This is a genomic window from Streptomyces sp. NPDC088124 (assembly GCF_040685895.1).
In the GTDB taxonomy this organism is placed as follows: Bacteria; Actinomycetota; Actinomycetes; order Streptomycetales; family Streptomycetaceae; genus Streptomyces.
The window spans coordinates 90,163-107,828 of sequence record NZ_JBFBJB010000001.1 but is presented as its reverse complement, the minus strand read 5'-3'; the positions used below and the strand labels follow the sequence as shown (position 1 = coordinate 107,828).

The window sequence follows — 17,666 nt, the reverse complement described above, 5'->3', positions numbered from 1 at the left end:
CATCGCGTCAGCTCCCCGTCCCCGGCGCGGTGCGGGGGCCGTCCAGCAGCGGGCGCAGGAACCGGCCGGTGTGGGAGTGCGGCTGCGCCGCGACCTCTTCGGGGGTGCCCTCGGCGACGACGGTGCCGCCCCGGCGGCCGCCCTCCGGGCCCATGTCGACGACCCGGTCGGCGGTCTTGACCACGTCGAGGTCGTGCTCGATCACCACGACCGTGTTGCCCGCGTCGACGAGCCGGTGCAGGACGGTCAGCAGCTTCCGTACGTCGTCGGTGTGCAGCCCCGTGGTCGGCTCGTCGAGTACGTACAGGGTGCGGCCCCTGGTGCGCTTCTGCAGTTCGGCGGCGAGCTTCACGCGCTGCGCCTCGCCGCCGGAGAGCGTGGTGGCGGCCTGACCGAGCTTCACGTACCCCAGTCCGACCTCGTTCAGGGTCCTGAGGTGACGGCCGATGATCGCGTGCCCGGCGAAGAAGTCCTCGCACTCCGCGATGGTCAGGGCGAGGATGTCCGCGATCGACTTCCCCTTGTAGTGGACGTCCAGGGTCTCGCGGTTGTACTGGGCCCCGTGGCAGACCTCGCACGGGACGTGGACGTCCGGGAGGAAGCTCATCTCCACGCGGATGGTGCCGTCGCCGAGGCAGTTCTCGCAGCGACCGCCCTTCAGGTTGAAGGAGAACCGGCCCGGCTGGTAGCCGCGTACCTTCGCCTCCGCCGTCTGCGCGAACAGTCGGCGCAGATGGTCGAAGAGCCCTGTGTACGTGGCGGGGTTGGAGCGGGGGGTGCGGCCGATCGGCGACTGGTCGACCCTGACCACCTTGTCGATCTCCTCGGCGCCGGTGATCGTACGGTGGCGTCCCGGCGCCCGGTGGGCGCGGTGGACGCGCTTGGCCAGGGCCGTGTAGAGGATGTCGTTGACCAGCGTCGACTTGCCGGAGCCCGAGACGCCGGTGACGGCGATGAACTGGCCGAGCGGGAACGAGACCGTCACGTCGCGCAGATTGTGTTCGGCCGCGTCGTGCACGGTGATCTCGCGGCCCTCGGTCCGTGGCCGGCGCCGCTCGGGCAGCGGGATCCGCCGGCGCCCCGAGAGGTACGCGCCCGTCAGCGACGTGGGGTGGTCCAGCAGCTCCCGCGCCGTGCCGGAGTGCACCACGTGCCCGCCGAGCGCGCCGGCCCCGGGACCGATGTCCACCACCCAGTCGGCCACCCGTACGGTCTCCTCGTCGTGCTCGACCACGATCACGGTGTTGCCCCGGTCGCGCAGCCGCAGCAGCGTCCCGATCAGCCGCTGGTTGTCCCGCTGGTGCAGTCCGATGCTCGGCTCGTCCAGTACGTAGAGGACGCCGACCAGCCCGGACCCGATCTGGGTGGCCAGCCGGATCCGCTGCGCCTCCCCGCCGGAGAGGCCGGCGGCCGGGCGGTTCAGCGTCAGATAGTCCAGGCCCACGTCCAGGAGGAAGCGCAGCCGCTCGTCGATCTCCGCGAGGACGGCCTCGGCGACCCGGCGCTCCCAGCCGTCGAGCCGCAGGTCGCGGGAGAACGCGGCGAGTTCGTCGAGCGGCAGTGCGGTCAGCTCCGCGATACCGCGTCCGCCCACGGTGACCGCGAGCACCTCGGGCCGGAGCCGGGCGCCGCCGCAGGCCGGGCAGTCCACCTCCCGCATATAGCCCTCGAACCGCGACGGGGAGGCGTTCTCCTCGGCCTCCGCGTGGCGGCGCCGGATGTGCGGGATGACGCCTTCGTACGGGGTGGTGTGGGAACGGTCCCGGCCGAAGCGGTTCGTGTACGAGAGGCGGAGCCGCGTCGGCGTGCCGTGCAGTACCACCTTCCGTACGGCGGCGGGGAGTTCGCGCCACGGCGTGGCGGTGCTGAAGCCGGTCTCGGCGGCCAGCGCGTCGAGGAGCCGGGAGAAGTACTCGGCGCCGCTGGTCGAGGTCCAGGGGGCGATGGCGCCCTCGGCGAGCGACTTCCCGGCGTCCGGGACGACGAGGCCGGGGTCGACCTCCGCGCGCGAGCCGAGGCCGCCGCAGTCGGGGCAGGCGCCCCAGGGCGCGTTGAAGGAGAACTGCCGGGGCTCCAGCTCCGGCAGGTCGATGTCATGGGCCCGGGGGCAGGCCATCGTCTCCGAGAACGTCAGCTCGCGCCCGGGGTCGGTGGCGGCGAGGTCCACGAACTCGACGGCGATGGCGCCGCCCGCCAGCCCGAGGGCGGTCTCGACGGACTCGGTGAGCCGCTGCCGGACGGCCGGCTTCACGGCCAGCCGGTCCACGACGACCTCGACCGAGTGTTCTCTGCGCGGGTCGAGCGCCGGCGGCCTCGTCAGCGGAAGGACCGTACCGTCCACCCGGACCCGGCTGAACCCGTCGGCCGTCAGCTGCCGGAAGACATCGGCGTGTTCCCCCTTGCGGTCGCGGACGACGGGGGCCAGCACCTGGAGGCGTACGCCCTCGTCGTACGCGAGCAGGCGGTCGACGATCCGCTGGGGCGTCTGCCGGGTGATCGGCTCCCCGCACTCCGGGCAGTGGGGGCGGCCGACGCGCGCGTACAGCAGGCGCAGGAAGTCGTAGACCTCGGTGAGGGTGCCGACCGTGGAACGCGGGTTGCGGCCGGTGGTCTTCTGGTCGATGGCGATCGACGGGGATATCCCCTCGACGGAGTCGACATCGGGCTTGTCCAATTGGCCGAGAAACTGACGGGCATATGCGGAAAGCGATTCGACATAGCGCCGCTGACCCTCGGCGAAAATGGTGTCGAAGGCCAGGCTCGACTTCCCCGAACCGGATACTCCGGTGAAAACGATGAGCGCGTCCCTGGGCAGGTCCACGGAAACGTCGCGGAGATTGTGCTGGCGGGCACCCTTGATTACGAGACGGTCCATCACGAGTTGAACCCTAACCCACCCGGGGCCGTGGCGTTATGGGATCGTTATGGGTTTTTTCGTTGCTCACGCTTTCATGGAAAAAGCAAGTGCCGTGAAGGGGAAAGGCGAAGGGGGAAAAGGATGTGCCGGATCCCGCCGGATCCGGCACATCCCTATTCCGGCCTGTTCCGGCCGCCCGAGGGCGGGGGGCGCTCCCGGCCGGCCGGTCAGAGGGGGACGGCCACGGCGTTGAACGTCGTCTCGGGTGTCTGCGGCGTGGTGAAGCGGGCGTTGACCAGATAGAGCCGGTCGCCCCAGCGCGCGACGGTGGTCGGCACGTCGAAGCGCGGGTCGGTGATCGTCCGGCGCAGGGTGGCGGAGCGCAGCCCCGCGTCGAGTTCGAACACGCTGATCACGTTCTGCCGGTTCTGGACGACGTACAGCGTCCGCCCCAGCCGGAGGAGGCCGTCGCCGTTGGAGACGTCGGCCGCGCCGTTCAGCGCGAGTTCCGTGGCGTGACCGGTCTTCAGGTCCACGTGGTAGAGCCGGCCGGGCTGGCTGCTCACGACGATCAGTCCTCGGCCGCCGGGGGCGGAGACGATGCCGTTGGCGTTGTTCACATCGGGCGTCTGCACCCAGTCCCCGCCGAGGGGAAGGCTGCGGATGTCGGCCTTGTGGCCTGTCATCGCCGCCCGGCCGCGCGGTATCCCGTACAGCACGCTGTCGCGCGAGTCGGTGAACCAGGCGCGGTCGCCGAGCAGGATCACATCGTTGACGAAGTGACCGGTCGCGGGCGTCGGTCGGTACGTGGCCACGAGCCGGCCGGTGCGGGTGTCGACGACCCGCGCCGTCCCTCCGCCGCCCCCGGCGACGTAGAGCAGCCCGTCCTCGTCCAACTTGACCCCGACGGCCGCCGTGCCGGCCTCGCCCGGGTGGACGACCGTGCCCTCGCCGGTGCGCAGATCGGTGCGGAGGATCGCACCGTTGGCGCGTGAGCCCATGTAGGCGTACGGGCGGCCGCCGATGGTGATCCCCTCGGGGAGGAAGCCGTCCGGCAGCGGGAACTCGGTCGGCCACGCGCCGCTCGGCCGTACGCGGTCGGGCTGTGCGGCGCCCGGCCGCGCGGCACTCGGCCGGGCGGCGGCGCTCGCGGGGCCGGCGCCGGCCGCGAGGGCGAGGGCCGCGAGGGCGGTGGTGCCGAGCACGACGCGCCGGGACGGCGACTCCGTGGCGCGGGCGTGGGGGTGGGGGTGGTTCCGGGTCATGGTTCAGGGCCTCCGTGAGCGGGGGTGGGGAAGCGGGAACGCTGCGGACTCGGTGACTCCATGGACGCGATCGGCGGAGCGGGCGCGACGGGTGTAGCGGGCGCGGATCCGGCGGGACGCGCGGCTTCCGGGCCGTGTCAGCTCGATGTCAACTCGCCTTCTCCTGGCGTTGGTTGCTCTGCTCGAAGCTCCATTTCGTTCGTAACGAGCTGCCATGTGCCGGAGTTCCCCGCTTGTGAAGTGGGCATGCCAATACCGCCGTCGGCCCCACGTCGCGGTCCACCAGGAGGACGCAGTGAAGAAGAGCTCGCGCATACGTAAGGCCGCACTCACCCTCGGCAGCGCCGTCGCGCTGGTCGTCGCCTTCCCGGGCAGTGCTTTCGCCGCGCCTCCGACGGCCCTGCCGGGGAACGCGGACGAGTTGGAGCGTACGTACCAGCCGGCCTACGACTACGACACCGACGGCTGCTACCCCACCCCCGCCATCGGCCCCGACGGCACCCTCAACGGCGGCCTCAACCCGTCCGGGGCGCCCCAGGGCGAGTGCCGCGACCAGTCGGACCTGGACAACACCAACGGGTACGCGCGGTCCAAGTGCAACAACGGCTGGTGCGCGGTCATGTACGGCCTCTACTTCGAGAAGGACCAGGCCACGATCGGCGGGCACCGTCACGACTGGGAGCACGTCGTGGTGTGGGTACAGAACAACCAGGCGCAGTACGTCTCCACCTCGGCCCACGGCGGCTTCACCGTCCACGGCCGGGACCAGATCCGCTGGGACGGGGCGCACCCCAAGATCGTCTACCACAAGGACGGCCTGAGCACGCACGCCTTCCGCGCCGCCAACGCCAACGACGAGCCGCCGGAGAACCACTACCGCGTGTGGCAGTACCCGACCCTGGTGGGCTGGAACGGGTATCCCGCGGGCCTCCGCGACAAGCTCGGCCAGGCCAATTTCGGCAGTGCCAACTTCGGCCTCAAGGACGGCAGTTTCAACAGCCACCTGGAGAAGGCCAAACCGGCCGGTATCCCGTTCGACCCCAACGCCTGACGAACGCCCCACGCTTGGGGCCCCATGCCTGGGGCCTCATGCTCGGGGCCTCATGCTTGGGGCCCGGACAGCGGATGATCTCCGGCCGTTGCAACGCGTCCCGCCGGTCGGATCGCTTTCGGGTCGCTTCGCATCACTGCGCATCACTGCGCATCACTTCGCGTCGGAGTAGCGCTCCACCGTCGCCGTCGTGAACGAGAACCGCACCGGTGTCTCGCCGAAAGCGATCCTCCCAGCCAGCTCGCCGGCCGCGCGGATCGCCGCCGCCACCTCCTCGGCCTCCTCCAGCGGGCAGTGCACGATCACCTCGTCGTGCTGGAAGAAGACCAGCTCGGCGCGCATCCCCGCGATCGCCCGGCGCAGCGCCGCCAGCATCAGCAGGGCCCAGTCGGCCGCGCTGCCCTGGACGACGAAGTTACGGGTGAAACGGCCCCGGGCCCGGCCGGCCGACGACGCGTATCCGGGGGTGAACTCCCCGCCGGAGAAGCCCCCGGAGCCGCTGGGCGCCGGTCCGTCCGGCTCCGGTGTCTCCTGCGGGATTCCGGCCTCGTCGTCCTCCGCCCCGGCCGCGCGCGGGCTCGTCCGCCCGAGCCAGGTCCGTACGATCCTGCCCTCCTCGCCCGCCCGGGCCGCTTCGTCCACATACGCCACGGCGAGCGGGAACCTCCGGCGCAGTGCGGCCAGATTCTTCAGCCCGTCACCGGACGTCTGTCCGTAGATCGCCCCCAGCAGGGCGAGCTTCGCGTGCTCCCGGTCGCCCGAGAAGGCCCGGTCGGAGAGCGCCGTGTACAGATCGCCGGGGTGCCCCGCCACCTGCATCAGCCCCGGGTCGCGGGAGATCGCGGCCAGGACGCGCGGCTCCATCTGGTCGGCGTCCGCGACCACCAGCCGCCACCCGGTGTCGGCGACGACCGCCCGGCGGATCACCCGGGGGATCTGCAGCGCCCCGCCGCCGTTGGTGGTCCAGCGGCCCGAGACCGTACCTCCCGGCTGGTACTCCGGGCGGAACCGGCCGTCCCGCACCCAGTCCTGGAGCCAGCTCCAGCCGTGCGCCGTCCAGATCCGGTACAGCTTCTTGTACTGGATCAGCGGCTCCACCGCCGGATGGTCGATCTCCTGCAGCTCCCACCGCCGGGTCGACCTCACCCGGATGCCCGCCTGCGCGAACGCCTTCACCACGTCCGCCGGCAGGTCCGGTCGCACCCGCCGGCCGAACGTCTCCGAGACCGCGTCCGCCAGCTCCGCCAGCCGCCGGGGCTCGCCCCCGCCCGCGTACCGCTCGCCGAGGAGTTCGTGCAGCACCTCCCGGTGCACGTCCGCCCGCCAGGGCAGCCCCGCCCGGTGCATCTCCGCGGCCACCAGCATGCCCGCGGACTCGGACGCCGTGAGCAGCCGCAGCCGCCCGGGATGCCCGGCCGCCCCATGCCTGCGCTGCTGCTCCGCGTACACCTCCACCAGGTCCTCGAAGGGAATCTCCGCCCCCGCCCGCGGCTCGAAGAGCGAGGACTGGGAGCCCGGCTCCGCCGAGCGGGGCGGCGGATCGGGCGGCACCGGCCCGTTCCGCAACCGGGCCAGCGCCGCGGCCGCCGACCGGGGCTCGCCCAGCCGCCCCTCGTGGGCCAGCAGCAGGGACTCGCTCGCCTCGATGTCGTAACACCGCTCGACGCGGACCCCCGCCGCCAGCAGGCGGGGATACACCGCGGAGGTGGCCCGCCACACCCATCGCCCCACCTCGGGCAGGCGTGACCCGACCGCCGCGACGAGATCCGGCTCCCGCAGCACGGGACCGGCCGCCCGGCCGTCCTCGCCCAGCGGAACGAGCAGCGCGCCACCGCCGTCCGTCGGAGCCACCGCCCATCGTTCGGTCATGGGAGCGAGTCTGGCAGGAGGGTCTGACAACGGCCTGTGACGACGGCCCGTCACCGCCCGCCGTCCGCCCGGGAGGCGGGCACGGCCGGTCGCCGGGAGGATCGGTCCTGAAGCCGGAACAGGGAAGCCCGCCGAGGTGTTGATGGCTCCCGGGCCCGGGGGACCCGTACGGCACGCAGGTCACGTGAAGAACATGAGATCTCTGGAGGTTGAGATGCGCGCGGTCGTTTTCGAGGAGTTCGGCGGTCCCGAGGTGCTGCACGTCAAGGACGTGGACGAGCCTCACCCGGGCCCCGGCCAGATCCGGGTGGCCGTACGGGCGGCAGGCGTCAACCCGATGGACTACAAGATCCGCCACGGATGGATGGACGCGTTCGTACCCACGACGTTCCCCGCCGTCCCCGGACTGGAGCTCTCCGGAGTCGTGGACGAGACCGGCGAAGGGGTGACCGACTTCGCCGTCGGCGACGAGGTGCTGGGCTGGTCCGCCACCGGCGCCTACGCCCCCTACGCCCTGGCCGATGTCGTCGTCGCCAAGCCCGCCGGTCTGAGCTGGGACGAGGCCGCGGCGATCCCCGTGGCCGGCGAGACCGCGCTGCGGGTCCTGGACTTGCTCGGCGTCCGGGACGGCGAGACCCTGCTGCTGCACGGCGCGGCGGGCGCGGTCGGCGCCATGGCCGCGCAGCTCGCGGTGGCGCGCGGCGCCACCGTGATCGGCACGGCCTCCCCGGCCAACCACGAGTACGTGGCCTCGCTGGGCGCCGTCCCCGTGGCGTACGGCGACGGCCTGGTCGACCGGGTGCGCGCGGCCGCGCCCCAGGGGGTGGACGCGGTCTTCGACACCTCGGGCAAGGGGGCCCTGCCCGACTCGATCGAGCTGCGCGGCGGCACGACGGACCGGATCATCACCATCGCCGACCCGGCGGCCGGGGAACTGGGGGTGACCTTCTCCTCCGGCGGCACGACCCCCGAGGCGAAGCGCGCGGGGCTGGCCGAGAACGCCCGGCTGGCGACGGAGGGCGCGCTGCGGGTGCGGGTCGCCGGGACCTTCCCGCTCGCGGAGGCGGGCAAGGCGCAGCAGACGAGCGAGGAGGGACACGCGGGCGGAAAGCTGGTGATCACCCCTGAGGGCCGCTGACAGGGCCCGGAAACGGTGATGTGGCACGGCGGCACTCCTCTCGCGCACGCCGGAAGCGGCCCGGCGGGCCCGCCGTCACACCCGCGAGGTGCTCGCGCTGCGCCGGGTGGGCGGCGGGTCCGCGGCCACCGCTGAACTGGCGGTCGGCGAACTCGTCGCCTACCGACCTACCCCCTGCTCCGTCTCCCGCGGCTCCGGCCGCTGGTCCGACGCGGTCAGCTCGCGTATCACCCGCGCCGGATTTCCCACGGCCAGCACGCCCGCGGGCAGGTCCTTCGTGACGACCGATCCCGCGCCGACCACCGTGTTCTCGCCGATCGTGACCCCGGGGCAGACGATGACCCCGCCACCGAGCCAGACGTTGTCCCCGATTGTCACCGGAGACGCCTTCTCCCAGCCCGCGCGGCGGCGCTCCGTGTCCAGCTCGTGGGTGGGCGTGAGGAGCTGGACGTTCGGGCCGATCTGGACGTCGGAGCCGATGGTGATCGGCGCGGCGTCCAGGAAGACCGCGTTGAAGTTGACGAACGTACGGGCCCCGATGGTGATGTACGTCCCGTAGTCGCACTGGAACGGCGGCCGTATCCGGACGTCCTCGCCCACCGAACCCAGCAGCTCCGCGAGGATCCTGGCGCGATCGCCCGGCGCGGCGCCGCCGTTCCCGTTGTACGCCGCGCAGAGCGCGAAGCGGCGCTCGGTCTCCGCCCCCAGCTCCTCGTCGTCGGGGAGATACCACTCTCCGGCCAGCATGCGCTGCTTGTTCTCGCCCATGGGCGCCCCTCCGCGGATGAATGCCCTCGCTCATCGACTGGAGGCACCAGCCTAATCCCGGCACACGGACCGGCAGTTCGCTGTCCACAGGCTGTGGACAGCGAGGCCGAATGGCAGGGCGGATGCGATCGCCCGGCCCGGACCTGGGACCATCAAGGGCGCGAGACGGAGGAGACGCACCCATGGCCATGGAGCACCGCGAGGCCGCGGCATGAGTGAGAAGCGTGCCGCCGGCGACCCCGTGCGCACGGTCGAGCGCGCCGTGGCCGCGATGCTCTCCACCGGCGCCGGAGTCCCCGGTCCCGACGGCATCGACACCGGCGCCTCCCTTCTTGCCGCCGACCCGGCCGCCGACCCGGAACTCCGGCGGCGCGGTGAGCGGTTCCTGCGGCTGGCCTGGGAGCGGGGCTGGCAGCCCGCCGATGTCGCCCGTCTCGTCCGCCGCGACCTGGGCGCCCCCCACCTGCGGATTCTCGCCGAGCTGGCGACCGGGGAGGCACGGCGCTACGAGCGGCTGACGCCGCGCTGGAAGGCCCAGCTGGCCGAACTCGACCAGGAGTCGGGCCCGGAGGCGGGCGGCGGTCCGCACCGGGCCGACCGGTTCTCGTACGCCACCACCGTTCTGCAGCTGTATCTGCTGCTCGCCCGGCTGCCCGCGATCGAGCCCGTCGGGCCGGTGCCCGGCGCGCCCCTCCATCTGCCGCCCGCCGAGGGCGAACCGCGCATGCTCACCCGGATCCGCGCGCTGCTCGCCAAGGCGGAGGCGACCGGTTACCCGCAGGAGGCCGAGGCGCTCACGGCCAAGGCGCAGGAGCTGATGGCGCGCCACAGCATCGACGAGGCGCTGCTCGCGGACCGGACGCACCGGGGCGATGTGCCCGGCGCCTGCCGGATCGGCGTGGACGCCCCCTACGAGACGGCGAAGGCGATTCTGCTCGACGCGGTCGCCGCCGCCAACCGCTGCCGCGCGGTCTGGAACAGCGCGTACGGTTTCTCGACGGTCGTCGGGTTCGAGCCCGACCTGGAGGCGGTCGAACTGCTCCACACCTCCCTGCTGGTGCAGGGCACCTCGGCGATGACCCGCGCGGAGGCGGCCCAGCGCGCGGGCGGCCGCAAGCGGACGAAGACCTTCCGGCAGTCGTTCCTGATGGCGTACGCGCACCGCCTCGGCGAGCGCCTGGCGGCGGCCACGGAGCAGGCGACGGAGCAGGCCGCCGACGAGGCCACCGAGGGGCGGGCGGAAGGGGCCGCGGCCTCGGGCGCCGGCTCCGGACTGCTCCCGGTCCTCGCGGCGCGGGAAGCCGCCGTGGCCGACCGTACGGACCGGATGTTCCCGGAGACCGTCGCGACGCGGGTGCGTGGGGTGACGGACGTGGAGGGCTGGACCCACGGCATCTCGGCGGCGGACGCGGCCCATGTGCCGGGCGGCGGCACGGGAAGCGCCCGCGGTACGGGCGGCGGTGCGGGCGGTAAGGACCGACGCGGCCGCATCCGCCCCGCCTGACCCGCCCGTACGCGGACCCGCTGATTCCCGATCCGCTGATTCCCGACCCGTTGATTCCCGATCCGCTGATTCCGGAACCGTTGATTCCGAAACCGCTGACTCCCGCGTCGTTCCCTCCCTTAACGCTCTCTTCCGGGAGTAATCGCTACCCTCACCCCATGAGCTGGCTCCGGGCGTTGAAGGTGGTCGTGTTCGGCACGCTCGCGCTCTTCGGGCCGAGCGTCGCCGCCAGCGCCGCGTTCGGCGCGTTCCAGGCGGGGATCGCCACCTTCCAGCGCAGTTGGCGCCCCCGGCCGGTGCTCGCGCTCGCCTCCGGGGCGAGCCTCGGCGTCAGCACGTTCCTCGGCTATCTCACCGGCGCTCACTCCGGGCTGTTCCTCGCCCTGCTCGCGCTCTGGACCTTTCTCGCCGGGCTCGCCTGGACGGCCGGGCCGACCGCCGGGGTCATCGCGTCCTCCAATGTCGCGATCATGCTGGTGACGGTCACGCTGCCGACCTCCGTCGCGACCGCGGCGGGCCACGCGGCCGTGATCGCCGCCGGCGGTCTCGTCCAGGCAGGAATGATCGTGCTCTTCCCCGTCCGGCCCTGGGGGCTCCAGCGCGACGCGCTCGCCGACGCCCTCGCCGCGCTGGGCGACTACGCCCGCCGGCTGCGCCAGGACCCGACCGCCCCCTTCGACCCGGAACCGCTGATGACGGCCCGCAGCGCCGCCGCCGTCACCGCCTGGCAGGCACGCAGGCGCCCGGCCGAACTGCACGGCGCGCGCGGGCTCGCCGAGCGGATCAGGCCCGTACTCGCCTCGCTCGCCGATCCGGAGGTGGGCGGCGCGGCCGAGGGCCCGGAGCGGGACCGGGTGCGGGAACTCCTCGCCGCGGCCGGTTCCGTACTGGACTCCACCGCGCGCGCCGTACGCCACGGCACGCCGGTCCATCTCGCGCCGGCCGCGGTCGCCGTTCTGCGCAGCCCCGACACCGAGGCGCTGCTCAAGGGCCCGGCCCGGCGCGCCGCCGCCCGGCTGGCCCCGCTGCTCGACCTGCTGCACGACGTGGTCGAGGCCGACGTCGTCGCCGTGGACGCGACCCCGACCCCGCCCCCCGCGCCCTCCGCGCCGCAGCGCCCGGGCGCGGAGCCCGGTCCGGATTCCGGTGGCGGCGACCGCGGCGCCGCGTACCGCGACCGCCCCGGTCTGCTGCGTCTCCTCCCGCTCGTCCTGCGCGACATACGGGGCGAGCTGCACCGCGACTCGCCGATCCTGCGCCACGCGGTGCGCGTCACGGCCGTCACCTGCGCGGGGGACGTCCTCGGCGCCGCGTTGCCGCTCGGGCACGGCTACTGGGCGCCCATGACCGTCGTCATGGTGATGCGCCCCGACTTCGCCCAGACGTACGGGCGTTCCGTGGCCCGCTTCGGCGGCACCCTCGTCGGGGTCGCGCTGGCCACCGGCATCGTCCAGGCGGCCCATCCGGGCGGTTACGTCTCCGCCGCGTTCGCCGTCGTCAGCGCCGGCCTGATGTATCTGCTGCTGCGCACGGGTTACGCGATCAGCCAGGTCTTCGTCTCCGCCTATGTCGTCTTCCTGCTCGGCATGGCGGGGGCCGGCGTCTCGCAGACCGTACGGGAACGGGCCCTGCTCACCCTCCTCGGCGGGCTGCTCGCGATGATCGCGTACGCGGTCTTCCCCGCCTGGGAAACCCCGCGGCTGCGCGCCCGCCTCGCCGACTGGCTGCTCACGGACGGGCGGTACGCCGCGGCGGTCGTCGGCCACTACGCCCGGCCCGGCGACCGCGGGGGGCCCGAAGGGCGCGAGGTGCGCGAGACCCTCCTCGCGACACGTACGGCGCGGGTCGCCTGGCACACGTCCGAGGAGCAGGCCGCGCACGAACCGGTGCGGCACCGGGGCCTGTCGCACACCACGGCCGACCGGGCGGAGCACGCCCTCGCCCAGTTCGCGCGGGTCGCCATGCTGATGGAGGCGCACCTTCCGGGGCGCGGCGTCACGCCCGTACCGGCGGCCGCCGGGCTCGCCGAGGTGCTGCGGGAGACCACGGAAGCGGGCGCGAAGGCCGTACGGGAAGGGCGGGTTCCGCGCTGGGACCGGCTCCGCGACGCACTGGCGCGCTGGGACGGTGAGGGCGTACCCGACCAGGTCGTACGGAGCGCGGCCGACCGGCTGCTCGAAGCGCTGGAGGAACTGTCGGCGGCCCTGGAGGAGGACAGCGGCGGGCCGCGGTCCCCTGGGGGATCCGCGGCCCGAGCACCGGAGCAGGGCCCGTCGGCCTGATCCGTCGGCCTGACTCTTCGGCCTGACCCTTGGGCCTGACCCTTCGTCCTGATCCGGCGACCGGCCGTGCCAACTGCCCGCGGCCGGTGTGCCGTCAGCCGGTCGGAAGCTCGGTCGGCAGGCCCGACGGGAGGTCGGTCGGCAGATTGGTGGGCAGCGCGTCGGACGCCGTCTTCTTCAGCGTGTCCTTCGTGCCGCCGGTCCAGGAGATGACCAGCGTCTTGCCGTCGTTGGACTCGATCGAGCCCATGGTGCGCTCGGTGTCGCCGTCGCCGCACTTCAGCGCGAACATCGGCGCACCGCTCATCTCCTCCACCGCGCCCTGGCAGACGTGTTCGGCGGCGACGAGCGCGACCTTCCCGGAGGCGACGGCCAGCGCCACCGACTTGCCGTCGGTCAGCCCGGCCCACGTTCCCTCGACACTCGCGGCGTCCGCGCCCGAACCGGAGCCGGAGGCCGGACTCGATCCGCTGTCGCTCGGCGCGGTGGCGCCGGTCTCCTTGTCCGAGTCGCCCTTGTCACTGTCACTGCCGCACCCCGTGAGCGCGAGTGCGACGACGAGCCCGGCCGCCGCGGCGCCGATTCGTACGAGCTGGTGCACGTTCATGTCCCCCTAGTCGGTAGCAGACCGCGCCAAGCTACCAGGACGACGTGCGCGCACCTCGGGCAGGAATTCCAGGTGCGAGGCGTCCGCCCTGCACCAGGACGGGATCGGGCGGTTGCCCGACTCCTGGAGTCTTCCGTGCGGACCGGGGTAGCCGGTGCCAGAGGTGGCCCCGGTGCGGCGGACTGGACCAATACCTGGAGACTGTGCAGGAAGAGGGATCCTTACGGCCCTGTTTCGCGTCTCTCTCCATAGAAGGGGACGCACGTCTCCGCACGCGGGCGCGGGTGTTCATGAGGGCACCTGTAACCGAGGGGCCACCCCGCGTGCACGTGCATCTGCTCATGCATCGGCACATGAAACACAGCTATGATCCGAGACAGTTGACACCTGCACCTTGCAACTCGGGGAGCGACCTGTGCACCACGTGTACAACGGCATAACGGCCACAGAGCTTCACGGAGTCGTCTGGCAGAAGAGCAGGCACAGCAACTCCCAGGGATCCTGCGTGGAGTTCGCGAAGCTGCCGAGCGGCGAGGTGGCGGTACGCAACTCACGCCACCCCGACGGACCCGCGCTCGTCTACACGCTCGCCGAGATCGAGTCGATGCTCATCGGCGCCAAGGCGGGCGAGTTCGACCATCTGGTGGCGGGCGCCTGAGGGCCCTTGGCTCCTATGGCCTGTTACCGACGGTCGCACCCTCTGTCGACGGTTCGTCGCGCATCAGTGCGATCAAAACGCGCCATTTTCTGCTGCGTTATGGCCGGATAATCATGGATCAGGTCTGGACCATCCGGGATTTTGATCATGGGATATGACTTACCGGCGACGATTTTCGGCCACTGGCCGGCTCATGAGTCGACCGGTCCGGCCCCGGGTTCGCGTCAGACTCGCCTCTGGTCTGCCTCGGGCCCGTCGCCGGTCCGCCTCAGGCCCGGTCGGTCCCCAGCTGGAACAGGGCCCAGACCACTTTGCCGTGCAGCGATCCGGCCAGCGGGTGCCACCCCCACGTGTCGCTGAACGACTCCACCAGGAAGAGCCCCCGGCCGGACTCCGCCGCGCAGTCCTCGTCCGCGTCCCGCGTCGCGGGGCTCATGAGGCTGGGGTCCCGTACCGCGCACACCAGCCGCGACGACCAGCGCATCAGGTGCAGGCGGACGGGCGGCTCGTACGGCTCGCGCGGGGTGTCGGCGGGCAGCGCGTGCCGCAGCGCGTTCGTGACCAGTTCGGAGACGACCAGGGCGACGTCGTCGAACCGCTCGCTCAGCTCCCACTGGGAGAGTGTGGTCCGGGTGAACTGCCGGGCCCCGCGCACCGCCTCGTACCGGGCGGGCAGGGCGCACGAGGCCGAGCCGGCCGCTCCTGCGGGATCGATCGGGGGGAGCCCTTGCCTCAAGGGCTCCAGCATGGTCGATCCATTCATCCCCATGCGAGCACTCCCGGGGTTCGCGGCCGTAGCGATACTGCGGGTGGTTCAGCGGCACAACGCGTCAAACACGATCCAGCACGCAGGTGCGCGGGGCCCATGGTTCCGAATGCGTACGGCAGATGCAAGGGCAGATGCACGTGCACGTGACTGCCTTCACCCCTATCATGCCGGTTATGGCGCATTTCTTCCTGTGACCAGTTTCGCCCTCTCCGCAAAGCCTTCTTATTTCAGTAATCGAATGAGTACGGGGCGAAGCGTTTTGATGGCAGAATCCGGCACTTGGAGTTCGGGGGTGCTCCGAGCGAACCACATGCGATGGGGAGGGTTGGAGACGTGACCGCAGCCGAATCGGGCGGTTCCGTGGTGCGGCGCATCCTGCTGGGCTCACAACTGAGACGGCTGCGCGAATCGCGCGGCATCACACGTGAGGCCGCGGGCTACTCGATCCGCGCATCCGAGTCCAAGATCAGCCGTATGGAGTTGGGACGGGTGAGCTTCAAGGCCAGGGACATCGAGGACCTGCTGACTCTCTACGGGGTCGCCGAAGAGGGCGAGCGCGCAGCCCTTCTCGGCCTCGCCCGGGAGGCCAATGTCGCGGGGTGGTGGCACAGCTTCGGTGATGTGCTGCCAGGCTGGTTCCAGACATACATCGGTCTCGAAGGCGCCGCCTCCCTCATCCGCATCTACGAGGTGCAGTTCGTGCACGGGCTGCTCCAGACCGAGGCGTACGCGCACGCGGTCGTCACCCGCGGCCAGCCGGACGCGCCCTGCGCCGAGGTCGAGCGCAGGGTGGCCCTGCGGCTGGAGCGGCAGAAGGCCCTCGTCTCCGAGCGGGCGCCCCGCTTCCACGCCGTACTCGACGAGGCGGCGCTGAGACGGCCCTACGGCGACCGCACCGTCATGCAGGGGCAGCTCAAGCACCTCATCGAGATCTCCGAGCAGCCGAACATCACGCTCCAGGTGATGCCGTTCAGCTTCGGCGGTCACGCCGGCGAGAGCGGTGCCTTCACCATGCTGAGCTTCCCCGAGTCCGATCTCTCCGACGTCGTCTTCCTGGAACAGCTCACCAGCGCGCTCTATCTGGACAAGGGCGAGGAGGTGGCTCAGTACGAACGCGTGATGGAGCGGCTACAGGCCGACAGCCCGGGGCCGGAAGAGAGCCGCGATGTCCTTCGCGGACTGCTCCAACTGATCTGAATACATCAGTACGATGACATCACATCAGGAGTTCGCACCTGCCGTAAGGGATCGCACCGTAAGGGATCGCATGTCCTACTTCACCGACCTGGCCCACCAGTACATCGACGGCGAGTGGCGGACCGGCAGCGGCTCGTGGGACATCATCGACTTCAACCCGTACAACGGCGAGAAGCTCGCGGCCATCACGGTCGCGACGTCCCTGGAGGTCGACGAGGCGTACCGCGCCGCCGAGCGCGCGCAGCGCCTGTGGGCCGGCACCAACCCGTACCAGCGCAGGCCGGTCTTCGAGCGGGTGCTCAGACTGGTCGAGGAGCGCGAGGACGACATCGTCGAGGCGATCGTCGACGAACTGGGCGGCACCCAGCTCAAGGCGCGGTACGAGGTCGGCGCGGCACGCGAGTTCCTGCGCGAGGCCATACAGCTCTCGCTGCGCCCGGAGGGCCGGATCCTGCCGTCCCCGGTCGACGGCCGGGAGAACCGGGTCTACCGGCTGCCGGTGGGTGTCGTCGGTGTGATCAGCCCCTTCAACTTCCCCTTCCTGATAACGATCAGGTCGGTGGCGCCCGCGCTGGCGCTCGGCAACGCCGTGGTGATCAAGCCGAACCAGAACGCGCCGGTCACCGGGGGCGGCCTGGTGGCCAAGCTCTTCGAGGACGCGGAGCTGCCGGCCGGGCTGCTCAACGTCGTCGTCACGGACATCGCGGAGGTCGGCGACGCGCTGATCGAGCACCCCGTCCCGAAGGTGATCTCGTTCGCGGGCTCGGACCGGGTGGGCCGCCATGTCAGCGCCGTCGCGGCCGGCCACTTCAAGCGGACCGTGCTGGAACTGAGCGGCAACAGCGCCCTCGTGGTCCTCGACGACCTGGACGACGAGGGTCTCGACCACGCGGTGGACGCGGCGGTCGTCAGCAGGTTCTCGTACCAGGGCCAGGTCTGCACGGCCGCCAACCGGATCCTGGTGGACCGGAGCGTCGAGCAGGCGTTCACGGAGAAGTTCGTGGCGCGGGTGGCGGCGCTCAGGACCGGAGACCCGCGCGATCCCGAGACCCAGATCGGCCCGGTCATCAACACCTTCCAGGCGGACGCCCTGACGGCGCTGGTGGACCAGGCGCTCGCGGAGGGCGCGACGGCGCTCGTACGGGGGCGCACGCGGGGCAATCTCGTGGAGCCGACGGTGCTGACCGGGCTGCCGGAGGACTCGTCGCTGCTGCGCCAGGAGATCTTCGGGCCGGTGGCGCTGCTCATCCCGTTCGACGGTGAGGAGGAGGCCGTACGGATCGCCAACAACACCCCGTACGGGCTGAGCGGCGCCGTGCACACGTCGAACGTCGAGCGCGGCGTCGCGTTCGCGCAGCGCGTCGTCACGGGGATGATGCACGTCAACGGCGCGACCGTGCCGGACGATCCGATGGTGGCCTTCGGCGGGGAGAGGTCCTCGGGGCTCGGCAGGCTCAACGGGGACTCGACGGTGGAGGCGTTCACCACCCTGAAGTGGATCTCCGTGCAGCACGGCCGCACGGAGTTCCCTCTCTGAGTCTTCCGCGTCGCGTGGTACATCGAGGACAGGAGCTGTCCTCGATGCCTCGTAGCGTCGTACGTGTCGGTCCGGGACGGACGGACCGGCACAGCACCGTACGACGAGAGGCGGCAGCCCATGGTCACCGGGAACCTCCGAGGATGCCCCGGTCCTCAGGGAGG

General features: G+C 71.8%; 13 protein-coding genes. 7 read left to right on the top strand and 6 right to left on the bottom strand.

Annotated features, from left to right (window positions below; translation table 11 throughout):
• Nucleotides 1-7: 7 nt before the first annotated feature.
• Together uvrA and AB0P17_RS00455 are read right to left on the bottom strand one after the other, a co-directional pair.
• The gene (gene uvrA / locus AB0P17_RS00460) at nucleotides 8-2,878 is read right to left on the bottom strand and encodes an excinuclease ABC subunit UvrA (protein ID WP_365806206.1); all 2,871 of its coding nucleotides are present in this window, start codon (nucleotides 2,876-2,878) and stop codon (nucleotides 8-10) included.
• Nucleotides 2,879-3,084: 206 nt separating this feature from the next.
• Nucleotides 3,085-4,122, bottom strand: a complete 1,038-nt coding sequence (locus AB0P17_RS00455) for a superoxide dismutase (RefSeq protein WP_365806204.1) — start codon at nucleotides 4,120-4,122, stop codon at nucleotides 3,085-3,087.
• Between the two features lie 295 nt (nucleotides 4,123-4,417).
• On the opposite strand from AB0P17_RS00455, the gene AB0P17_RS00450 reads away from it, so the two are divergent.
• Entirely contained in the window at nucleotides 4,418-5,173 is a 756-nt protein-coding gene (locus AB0P17_RS00450; protein WP_365806202.1) for an NPP1 family protein, read from the top strand.
• A 153-nt stretch (nucleotides 5,174-5,326) separates the two neighbouring features.
• On the opposite strand, the gene AB0P17_RS00445 is transcribed toward AB0P17_RS00450, so the two are convergent.
• Nucleotides 5,327-7,042 carry a bifunctional 3'-5' exonuclease/DNA polymerase gene (locus AB0P17_RS00445; protein WP_365806201.1) on the bottom strand — a complete coding sequence of 572 codons (1,716 nt, stop codon included), beginning with the start codon at nucleotides 7,040-7,042 and terminating at the stop codon, nucleotides 5,327-5,329.
• Nucleotides 7,043-7,256: 214 nt separating this feature from the next.
• On the opposite strand from AB0P17_RS00445, the gene AB0P17_RS00440 reads away from it, so the two are divergent.
• A complete protein-coding gene (locus AB0P17_RS00440) occupies nucleotides 7,257-8,180 on the top strand; it encodes an NADP-dependent oxidoreductase (protein WP_365806200.1) in 924 nt (307 codons plus the stop codon).
• A 159-nt stretch (nucleotides 8,181-8,339) separates the two neighbouring features.
• Here the strand turns inward: AB0P17_RS00440 and AB0P17_RS00435 are convergent, their stop codons facing one another.
• On the bottom strand, nucleotides 8,340-8,948 hold the full coding sequence (locus AB0P17_RS00435) for a sugar O-acetyltransferase (protein WP_365806198.1): 609 nt from the start codon (nucleotides 8,946-8,948) through the stop codon (nucleotides 8,340-8,342).
• Between the two features lie 271 nt (nucleotides 8,949-9,219).
• Here AB0P17_RS00435 and AB0P17_RS00430 point away from each other — a divergent pair, with 271 nt between their 5' ends.
• The gene (locus tag AB0P17_RS00430) at nucleotides 9,220-10,452 is read left to right on the top strand and encodes a DUF2786 domain-containing protein (RefSeq protein ID WP_365806486.1); all 1,233 of its coding nucleotides are present in this window, start codon (nucleotides 9,220-9,222) and stop codon (nucleotides 10,450-10,452) included.
• Nucleotides 10,453-10,610: 158 nt separating this feature from the next.
• Nucleotides 10,611-12,734, top strand: a complete 2,124-nt coding sequence (locus tag AB0P17_RS00425) for an FUSC family protein (RefSeq protein ID WP_365806196.1) — start codon at nucleotides 10,611-10,613, stop codon at nucleotides 12,732-12,734.
• 94 nt (nucleotides 12,735-12,828) lie between these two features.
• Here AB0P17_RS00425 and AB0P17_RS00420 read toward each other — a convergent pair whose 3' ends face one another.
• A complete protein-coding gene (locus tag AB0P17_RS00420) occupies nucleotides 12,829-13,335 on the bottom strand; it encodes a hypothetical protein (protein ID WP_365806484.1) in 507 nt (168 codons plus the stop codon).
• Nucleotides 13,336-13,756: 421 nt separating this feature from the next.
• Between AB0P17_RS00420 and AB0P17_RS00415 the strand changes: the two genes are divergently transcribed.
• Nucleotides 13,757-13,999, top strand: coding sequence for a DUF397 domain-containing protein (locus AB0P17_RS00415; RefSeq protein ID WP_365806194.1), 243 nt, complete (start codon nucleotides 13,757-13,759; stop codon nucleotides 13,997-13,999).
• 268 nt (nucleotides 14,000-14,267) lie between these two features.
• Here the strand turns inward: AB0P17_RS00415 and AB0P17_RS00410 are convergent, their stop codons facing one another.
• The gene (locus AB0P17_RS00410; protein WP_365806192.1) at nucleotides 14,268-14,768 is read right to left on the bottom strand and encodes an ATP-binding protein; all 501 of its coding nucleotides are present in this window, start codon (nucleotides 14,766-14,768) and stop codon (nucleotides 14,268-14,270) included.
• A gap of 333 nt (nucleotides 14,769-15,101) precedes the next feature.
• Here AB0P17_RS00410 and AB0P17_RS00405 point away from each other — a divergent pair, with 333 nt between their 5' ends.
• Both AB0P17_RS00405 and AB0P17_RS00400 read left to right on the top strand, forming a co-directional pair.
• Entirely contained in the window at nucleotides 15,102-15,965 is an 864-nt protein-coding gene (locus AB0P17_RS00405) for a helix-turn-helix transcriptional regulator (protein WP_365806190.1), read from the top strand.
• Nucleotides 15,966-16,035: 70 nt separating this feature from the next.
• Entirely contained in the window at nucleotides 16,036-17,502 is a 1,467-nt protein-coding gene (locus AB0P17_RS00400; RefSeq protein ID WP_365806188.1) for an aldehyde dehydrogenase family protein, read from the top strand.
• Nucleotides 17,503-17,666: the final 164 nt, after the last annotated feature.